A 1,619-nucleotide genomic window follows, 5' to 3' on the forward strand; every position below is an offset into this window, starting at 1 on the left:
CCAGCTGCTATTTCAGGCGTAGTCGGGCGGGCGGTCAAGAAGAGGATCTGTCCTTTCTGTTTTTTGACGCGGCGGTGCTGGCGCGGAACCTGTAGCTGTCATTTCCTGTCTCGAGGATATGACAGTGATGGGTCAGCCGATCGAGGAGCGCCGTCGTCATCTTCGGGTCACCAAAGACGTCTCCCCATTCACTGAAGCTCAGATTGGTTGTGATGATGACACTGGTGCGCTCGTAGAGGCGGCTGAGCAGATGGAACAGCAGGGCGCCCCCTGATGCACTGAAGGGGAGATAACCGAGTTCATCAAGGATCACGAGATCCAGGCGGAGCAGCCTGTCGGCAATCTGCCCGGCCCGGTTGGCGGTCTTTTCCTGTTCAAGCGCATTGACCAGGTCGACCGTTGACCAGAAGCGCGCCTTCTTGCGGTGATGGGTGATCGCCTGGATGGCCAGCGCGGTCGCCAGGTGGGTTTTCCCGGTTCCCGGACCGCCGATCAGCACGACATTCTCAGCACGCTCGATGAAGTCCCCGCCATGAAGCTGGCGGACCATGGGCTCGTTGACCTGCGTATCGGCAAAGGAGAACCCGGACAGGTCCTTGTAGGCGGGGAACCGGGCGGTCTTTGTCTGGTAGGCGATGGAGCGCACTTCGCGTTCGGCCAGTTCCGCCTTCAGGAGCTGCGAGAGGATGGGGATGGCCGCCTCGAAGGCAGGTGCGCCCTGCTCGATGAGGTCAGCTGTGGCCTGGGCCATGCCATACATCCGCAATCCACGGAGCATGACGACAAGTGAAGCAGCAGCAGGATCATGACGCATGGCGGCTGTCCCTTCGCAGGATGTCATACCGCCCTGTATCGGCGCACGGTTCGTGTTCGAGCACCAGGGCCTGTGGGGCATCAAGCCGGGGAACCACGGTTCTCTTGGCATCGATCAGGCGATGAAGCGTATTGAGAACATGGGTCTTGGTCGCCACGCCGTCTTCAAGAGCCAGTTCAACTGCGCAGAGGACAGCCTGCTCATCATGCTGCAGCACAAGAGCCAGTATTTCAGCCATTTCCCGGTCGCCTCCAGGCCGCCTGAGCAGTTGGTCCTGCAGGGTCCGGAAGGCGGCTGGCAATTCGGTAAACGGCGCGCCATTGCGCAGGGCGCCCGGTTTGCGCTGGATCACCGCCAGATAATGCCGCCAGTCATACACCGTGCGGCCTGGCACACCATGCGAACGCGTGATGATCCGGTCATGCACGCACAGAACCTGCCCTTCGGCGATAATGCGCAGCTTGTCGGGATAAACCCGCAGGCTGACCGGACGATTGGCAAAGGAGGCCGGCACGCTGTAGCGGTTGCCTTCGAACTGGATCAGGCAGGTTGGTGAGACGCGCTTGGTCTGTTCGACAAACCCGTCAAAGGGACGCCCCGGGATCATGAGGTGGGGACGTTCGCTGGCATGGACCTCGGAGACGCTGTGCGGCAATTCAGCATGCTGCAGCCGTTCCCAACAGTCCAGGCAGCGGGCTTCCAGCCAGGCGTTCAGCGCCCCCAGATCAGGAAAGGCAGGCAGATCCTGCCAGATCTGGCGCCGGGCATCCTGCACGGTCTTCTCGATCTGCCCTTTCTCCCATCC

The 1,619-nt window shown here is 61.3% G+C and carries 2 protein-coding genes; both read right to left on the reverse strand.

Annotated features, from left to right (window positions below; all coding sequences use genetic code 11):
• Positions 1 to 34 precede the first annotated feature (34 nt).
• Positions 35 to 814, reverse strand: a complete 780-nt coding sequence (istB, locus tag AC1RQ9_RS18820; protein ID WP_485988110.1) for an IS21-like element helper ATPase IstB — start codon at positions 812 to 814, stop codon at positions 35 to 37.
• A partial coding sequence (locus tag AC1RQ9_RS18825) for a Mu transposase domain-containing protein (protein WP_485988112.1) occupies positions 804 to 1,619 on the reverse strand: 816 nt, incomplete at its 5' end. The genes AC1RQ9_RS18825 and istB, both read right to left, overlap by 11 nt.

The organism is Komagataeibacter ossonobensis, assembly GCF_057359305.1.